Origin of the sequence: Candidatus Thiosymbion oneisti (assembly GCF_900092655.1) — a bacterium.
GTDB classification, from domain to species: Bacteria; Pseudomonadota; Gammaproteobacteria; order Chromatiales; family Chromatiaceae; genus Thiosymbion; species Thiosymbion oneisti.
The window spans coordinates 1-7,029 of record NZ_FLUY01001711.1 but is presented as its reverse complement, the minus strand read 5'-3'; the positions used below and the strand labels follow the sequence as shown (position 1 = coordinate 7,029).

Below are 7,029 nucleotides of genomic sequence, written 5' to 3'. Positions count from 1 at the left end.
TAGCGTTTGTTCTTTTCTGAACGCGGATCCCGAACCGCCGAAAAGTGGGAAAGCAAATCTGTGCACATACCTCAGACTCCTGGTTGGATGACTGAGGCAGAGTATGCAACTACTTGCTTTATAATGTCTTATTATTCGGTTGCCCTGTCCTCCAGCCCCTCTTAACAAAGATGCATTTCGGGTAGGATTAGGCCAAACGGAGCCTGCCTGGTATGAACCCGCATGAATGATCCCCTCTATCTCTTCGGCCTGGTGCCGGCGGATACCGCGATCGTCCCGGCGGGTGTCGGCGTCGATGGCACCCACCCATTGGAGCGGCTGGAGCTGGGGGATCTCACCGCGATTGTCAGCACCGTCCCGCAGCAGGAATTCGTCGGTCCCGAGGCCGAGGAACGCCTGCGGGATCTCGCCTGGGTAGGACCGCGCGCCCTGCGTCACCAAGCGGTCATCCGCGACCTGATGGACCAAGGGCCGGTGGTCCCGGTACGGTTCGCCACCCTATTCAGCGATGCCGAGAATCTGCGCGCGCGCATCACCCGCCACCAGGCCGCCCTATCGGCGTTTCTTGAACGGACCCGGGATCAGGCCGAATGGTCGGTGAAGGCATTGCATGACCGCAAATCGGATCTGGCGCGTATCACCGAGCGGACCCTGGCGGAAAGGGCAACCGAGCTGACGGCATTGGCCCCGGGACGGCGTTATTTCGAGGAACAGAAGCTGCGCAAGGCGGTCGAGTCGGGGCTGAGCACGACCCTGGCCGAGGCGTGCGGATGGCTGTACGAGCGGTTGAGCGAGACGGCCACCGAGGCCTGCAAGGTCCGGCTCCAGGCGAAGGAGCAGAGCGGCCTGGCGCTGGACATGGCGGCCAACTGGGCATTTCTCATCGCCCGATCCGCGCCGGACGCATTCAAACAGACGGTAGATGCGCTATCGGGACCAGGGAATCCGGGCGGCCTACAGCTCCGGATGAGCGGGCCCTGGCCGCCCTACAGCTTCTCACCCCGGCTCGATGAAAGCTGAGGATGATGATGACAGGCACCGCCGATACCGAGGAGGCGGTGCTCGCGTATGCCGTCCTCGACGCCAGCCGGCCATTCCGGCTACCGACCATCTGCGGCCTGTGGGACGCGCAGCTCCGGACCCGGGAAATCGCCGGGCTGCGGGTGGTCTATTCCCGGCTCGTGCCGCAACCGACGGCGCCTGACGTCGAGCAGCTGCAGGCCTTCTATGAGGTGATTGAGCAGCTCCACGCCCGCTACGACGTCCTGCCCCTACGTTGGGGGCAGCACTTTCCGGACCCCCAAGCCTTGACGCGCGCGATTGCCGCCGATGCCGATCTGTATCTGAGGCGGCTGACGCGCCTCGTGGGTACGACGGAAATGGGCATCCGGTTTCTCCCGGCCAGCGCGCAATCGATATCGGAGGCGATCCTCCGGCCCTCTCCCCATTCCCAGGGCCGCGCTTTCCTGGAGCAGCGCCGGGCCCGCTATGGGATGGAGGCGGCCGGACAAATGCAGCGACGGCGGATCGAGGAGCTCTGTCGCAACGCCTTTGCCGGTCTGTTCCAGGACCTCAAAGGCGAGACGGCGCAAGCGCAAGGGGCCGATTCCCAGGTCATGATCCGCGTCTACTTCCTGATCTCCCGTACCCTGGTGGAAAGGTTCCGCCAGGCCTATGCCGACCTGCGGCCGCCCGCGGGCGCGCGGATGCTGTTGACGGGCCCCTGGCCGCCGTTCAATTTCGCCGCTTGAGCCTTGTCGATAATCTTTGCTGGTTTGTTGGCCCGAATTGGACTATGTTTGTCGGTGGGGACGAAGCATGGCCGGCGAGCACCCGGACAGGGTCATCTTCACTTCGCAGCAAGCCATCATCGCACCGACCCGGCGGGGGCAGCGGGTAGCCGGCGCTGTTCGACCGGCACCCGGAGTCCCACGGTTTCCTGGGTGGGAGGCGCCAGGCGCAACCCGCCCATCATCGACGCGTATCCATCTCGACGCGTATCCATCTCGAACGGAGCTAACCCATGGCACAAGTAATGAAAAGTACCGACTCTTCGAGTCTGGGCGAAGTCGTCGACCGCATCCTGGAGCGCGGCATCGTGATCGATGCCTGGGTCAAGATCTCCCTGGTGGGGATCGAGCTCTTGTCCATAGAGGCCCGCGTCATCATCGCCTCGGTAGAGACCTATCTGAAGTACGCCGAAGCCGTCGGACTGACCGCCACCGCGGCGGTACCGGCCACAGCCTAGGCACCGTTCCCCGGCGGCTAACCCGCCCGACGAGCCGCGAGGCCGGCCGGGCGAAAGGGTTTCCATTGACGAGCCTCTCGAGGAGGAGGACATGAGCAAGCTGGTGGAAGGTACGGTCCGCCTTGCCGAGCAGATCCATGGCGGCCACGTGGAACGCGAGCAGGAAGTGCGGGAACGCAAGACCCAGGAATGGGAACGCAAGGGCGAAATGGCGGAATTTCAGCACCGGCTCACCCACGACCGGGCGGTTGCCGCCAACCTTGCCCGGACCGAACGTCACACCTACGTGGAGCATGTCCGCCGGCAAGCAACGGCCATCCGCGCCGAGGGACAGGCGATGCGGGAACGGGCGCGCGACCTCCGTGCCACGCAAACGATTCCCTTCGTGAATGACGTGCGTCAACGGGTCAATACGATGCGCCACCGGCTCTCCGGTGACATCGCCACGATGCGCCAGCTCCTGTCCGATCCCGAGTACACGAACCGCGTGGCCAAGGCCATCGAGACCGGGGAAAGCATTCCGGCACCCGCGCCTGAATTCGTACATGGGAGACCGTCGGCCTCCACCCCCGGGCCGGCTAAGGCACACGGCAAGACCGCCCTGCGGCGGCCCATCGCCGCCGGGCAGGCAGAATCCGGGCTCGGAGCCCTGGGGGGAGTAACCGGTGCCCTGGGGGGAGTGACCAATGCCGTCGGGGGTGTCGTCCAAGGAGCAACCGGTGCGCTCGGGGGAGCGACCAATGCCGTCGGAGGTGTCGTTGAGGGAGCAACCGGCGCCCTGGGAGGATTACTCGGAGGAGTGACCGGTGCCCTTGGAGGAGTAACCGGAGCCGTCGGGAATGTGGCCGGTGGTGCCCTCGGGGCAGTGACCGATACCGTCGGAGGTGTCGTCCAGGGAGCAACCGGCGCCGTCGGAGGAGTAACCGATACCGTCGGAGGCGTCGTCCAGGGAGCAACCGGTGCCCTGGGGGGAGTGACCAATGCCGTCGGGGGAGCAACTGGTGCCCTTGGAGGAGTGACTGGTGCTCTCGGAGGGGTCCTTGGAGGCGTAACCGGCGCGCTCGGAGGAGTAACCAATGCCGTCGGAGGTGTTGTCGAGGGAGCGACCGGTGCGCTCGGGGGAGTAACCGATACCGTCGGAGGTGTCGTCCAGGGAGCAACCGGCGCCGTCGGAGGAGTAACCGATACCGTCGGGGGTGTCGTCCAAGGAGCAACCGGTGCGCTCGGGGGGGCGACCAATGCCGTCGGAGGTGTCGTTGAGGGAGCAACCGGTGCCCTGGGAGGATTACTCGGAGGAGCGACCGGTGCCCTCGGGGGAGTAACCGATACCGTCGGAGGCGTCGTCCAGGGAGCGACCGGTGCCCTCGGGGGAGTGACCGATACCGTCGGAGGCGTCGTCCAGGGAGCAACCGGTGCCGTCGGAGGAGTGACCGATACCGTCGGAGGTGTCGTCCAGGGAGTAACCGGCGCCCTTGGAGGAGTGACTGATACCGTTGGCGGTGTCGTCAAGGGAGCGACCGATACCGTCGGGGGAGTGACCAATGCTGTTGGGGGTGTTGTTGAGGGAGCAACCGGTGCCCTTGGAGGAGTAACCGGTGCCCTTGGCGGAGTGACCGATACCGTTGGCGGTGTCGTCCAGGGAGCGACCGGCGCCGTCGGAGGAGTAACCGATACTGTCGGAGGTGTCGTCCAGGGAGCAACCGGCGCCCTTGGCGGAGTAACCGGCGCCCTGGGAGGATTACTCGGAGGAGCAACCGGTGCGCTCGGAGGAGTGACTGGCGCTCTGGGGGGAGTGACCAATGCCGTCGGGGGTGTCGTCGAGGGAGCAACCGGTGCCGTCGGGGGTGTTGTCGAGGGAGCAACTGGTGCCCTCGGAGGAGCGACTGGTGCCCTTGGGGGAGTGACCGATACCGTCGGAGGTGTCGTCCAGGGAGCGACCGGTGCGCTCGGGGGGGTAACCGGTGCTGCCACCAGTGCCCTTGCCCTTGGGGGAGTAGCCAGTGCCCTTGAGGGAGCAGCCGGTGTCCTTGAGGAAGCAGCCGATGCCCTTGAGAAAGCAGCTGATGCCCTCGGGGGGACAACCGGCACCGTCGAGGAATCACTTGAGGGAGCAACCGATACCCTGGGAGAGGCAACTGGTACCGTCGAGGAAACACTTGAGGGAGCAACCGATACCCTGGGAGAGGTAACCGGCGCCGTCGAAGAAGCACTTGAGGGAGCAACCGATACCCTCGGGGAAACAACCGGCGCCGTCGAGGAAACTCTTGGGGGAGCAACCGATACCCTCGGGGAGGCAACCGATGCCGTCGAGGAAACTCTTGAGGAAGCAACCGATACCCTCGGGGAGGCAGCCGGTGCCGTCGAGGGAACCGCGTCGGTCTCTACTCCCGAGCTACCGGAGGTCCCGACCGAGACTGCGCCGCTACCGGATGACCTCACAGCAATCCAGGGCATAGGCCCACGGGTGGCGGAGAGTCTCATCGAAGGGGGGATCGACAGCTATGAGAAACTGGCTGCCACCACGCCGGAGGATCTGGCCCAGGCACTCAAGCGCAAGATACCGAACATGGAGGACTGGGTCACCCAGGCCCGCAAGTTAGTGGATGATGTGCAAGATTCCTAGTACCCGGTTTCATCCAATTTTGCTGGTTGTCATTTCGAGCGAAGCGAGAAATCCTTGTCCCGACGGAGGAGAGATCTTGTGCCCAAACAACACCATCACTTCGTATAGAAGATCTCTCCCTTCGGTCGAGATGACAGAGACTGGTTTTACTGGAAAATTTTGCTGAAACGGGGTACTAGGTCCTGTTGACATTTAACCCTAACCGTTTGTTTTTCACCTGTTAGGTAGCCGCAATGCTCAAGCGGTCCGCACCGCGGACCCTACCCTAACCACCTGATTGACTGTAGAGTCCGCTGTGCGGACCTTCTAAATGTCAACACGACCTAGGTCCGATCCGGTGAGATTTCTAACCTGGGGTGGAGCCGGCGTAGCGGCTCCACCCGATCTCGATCAGCTTCCGCATCCTGATGGATGCGGCGACCCCCGATTATTGCGGTGCACGCCCGCATCCGAGCTAAGGGCCAGACCGGGCCCCGGAGCAGATTTCTTGGTATGAGCAAGTCCCTGCTGCAATCCATCCCGTCGTATACCGATCCCTCCGCCGCCAAGCATGCCGAGGTGGTGCCGGAGCCCGGTGCCGGTTTCGTGCTGACCCCGGTGGTGAAAGATCTCACCGAGCGGGCCCTGACCTATCTCGGCGCGGGCTACTCGATCCACTTCTCGGGCCCCGCGGGAACGGGCAAGACTACCCTCGCCTTCCATGTGGCCGCCCAGTTGGGCCGGCCAGTGTCCCTGATCCATGGCGACGATGAGTTCGGAAGCTCCGACCTGGTAGGCCGCGACGCCGGTTTTCACAAGTTCAAGGTGGTCGACAACTACGTCCATCAGGTGATGAAGACCGAAGAGCAAATGAGCACCCTGTGGGTGGACAACCGCCTCACCACCGCCTGCGAGCTGGGCCACATCCTGATCTATGACGAGTTCACCCGCTCCCGCCCGGAGACCAACAACGCCCTGCTGAGCGTGCTCGGCGAGCGCGTACTCAACCTGCCGAATGTGCGGCGCGACGGAGCGGGCTATCTGGACGTACACCCGGACTTCCGTGCCATCTTCACCTCCAACCCGGAGGAGTACGCGGGGGTACACAAGACCCAGGACGCACTCCTGGACCGGGTCATCACTCTCAACGTAGACCACTACGAGCGTGCGACCGAGATCGCTATCGTCCAGGGCAAGACCGGGATCAAGGGGCAGGACGCGATCCTCATCGTCGATATCATCCGGGAGCTGCGGACGGTCGGGGTGAACAATCACCGGCCTACCATCCGCGCCGCCATCGCCATCGGTAAGATACTGGCCTATCGGGGTATCCCGGCGAACCCGGTCCAAAGGTTCTTTCGCACCGTCTGCCACGACGTGTTCAATATGGACACCTTGAAGGTGACTCGCGAGGGGCAATCCCTGATGCCCGAAGTGGTGGACGAAATCATCGACCGTGTGGGCCGCAAGCCCGGCTACCGGCCCCAGGCAAACAACCAGCGCCGGGCCCCGGCCTCCGGTAAGGAGTAAATCCCTATGCCTTTGGATATCAGGAATCAAAAGATCAAGGGTCTGGCGGACCTCCGCACTAGCGTGAGGCGTGCGGACCACCGTGCCGAGAGCTATAAGGTCTACCTGCGGATTGCCATCCTGGAGATGGAAAAGGCCCACCGTAATGTCGAGCAGCGGCATATCTCGCGACGGGGGCAACTCCTGGATAAACGCTTCCGCGAAATCGACACCGAGAAACGCCAGCTGTTCGAGGCCATGAGCATGCGGGACACCACCCTCAAGGAGCTGCGCCCGGCTCACCAAGAGCGGACGACTGCGCAGCAGGCCGCGCGCCGCGCTGCTGTGGAAGCCAAACGCAAGGCCGATGGGCCGCAGCAGCGCCAGATCGCCAATGCCGAAGAGCAACGGCGGCGCGAGACGAAGGCCGCCCGCAAGCACGGACCACGGCAGCTGCGGCAGGGATTCAGGTTGCAATATTGAGTGGATGATCCGGTGGGCGGAGCGATAATAGGCAGGTTTAACAGGCCGTGCGGGTCCACTGGATCTAGCCCGTAGGGCGGGTCAGGCGCGTTCTCTGGCTCCCACGCTCCAGAGACTGTGAAAGTATTCGCTTTTCCTGATAGCGGTGGGATGAAACTTTTTATTTCGCGCTAAATTCTGTACAAAG

At 63.6% G+C, this 7,029-nt stretch carries 6 protein-coding genes; all 6 read left to right on the top strand.

Annotated features, from left to right (window positions below):
- The first annotated feature begins 222 nt into the window (after positions 1-222).
- Positions 223-1,020: a GvpL/GvpF family gas vesicle protein gene (locus BQ17_RS18080; protein ID WP_089729503.1), complete on the top strand. Its 798-nt coding sequence runs from the start codon at positions 223-225 to the stop codon at positions 1,018-1,020.
- A gap of 2 nt (positions 1,021-1,022) precedes the next feature.
- A complete protein-coding gene (locus BQ17_RS18075; protein ID WP_089729499.1) occupies positions 1,023-1,751 on the top strand; it encodes a GvpL/GvpF family gas vesicle protein in 729 nt (242 codons plus the stop codon).
- Between the two features lie 272 nt (positions 1,752-2,023).
- Complete coding sequence (gene gvpA, locus BQ17_RS18070) at positions 2,024-2,248, top strand: gas vesicle structural protein GvpA (RefSeq protein ID WP_089729497.1); 225 nt, start codon at positions 2,024-2,026, stop codon at positions 2,246-2,248.
- Positions 2,249-2,339: 91 nt separating this feature from the next.
- Positions 2,340-4,871 (top strand): helix-hairpin-helix domain-containing protein, encoded by a 2,532-nt coding sequence (locus BQ17_RS18065; RefSeq protein WP_089729495.1) that lies wholly within the window; start codon positions 2,340-2,342, stop codon positions 4,869-4,871.
- A gap of 492 nt (positions 4,872-5,363) precedes the next feature.
- Positions 5,364-6,380 (top strand): gas vesicle protein GvpN, encoded by a 1,017-nt coding sequence (gvpN, locus tag BQ17_RS18060; RefSeq protein ID WP_089729493.1) that lies wholly within the window; start codon positions 5,364-5,366, stop codon positions 6,378-6,380.
- Between the two features lie 6 nt (positions 6,381-6,386).
- Complete coding sequence (locus BQ17_RS18055; protein WP_089729491.1) at positions 6,387-6,842, top strand: hypothetical protein; 456 nt, start codon at positions 6,387-6,389, stop codon at positions 6,840-6,842.
- Positions 6,843-7,029: the final 187 nt, after the last annotated feature.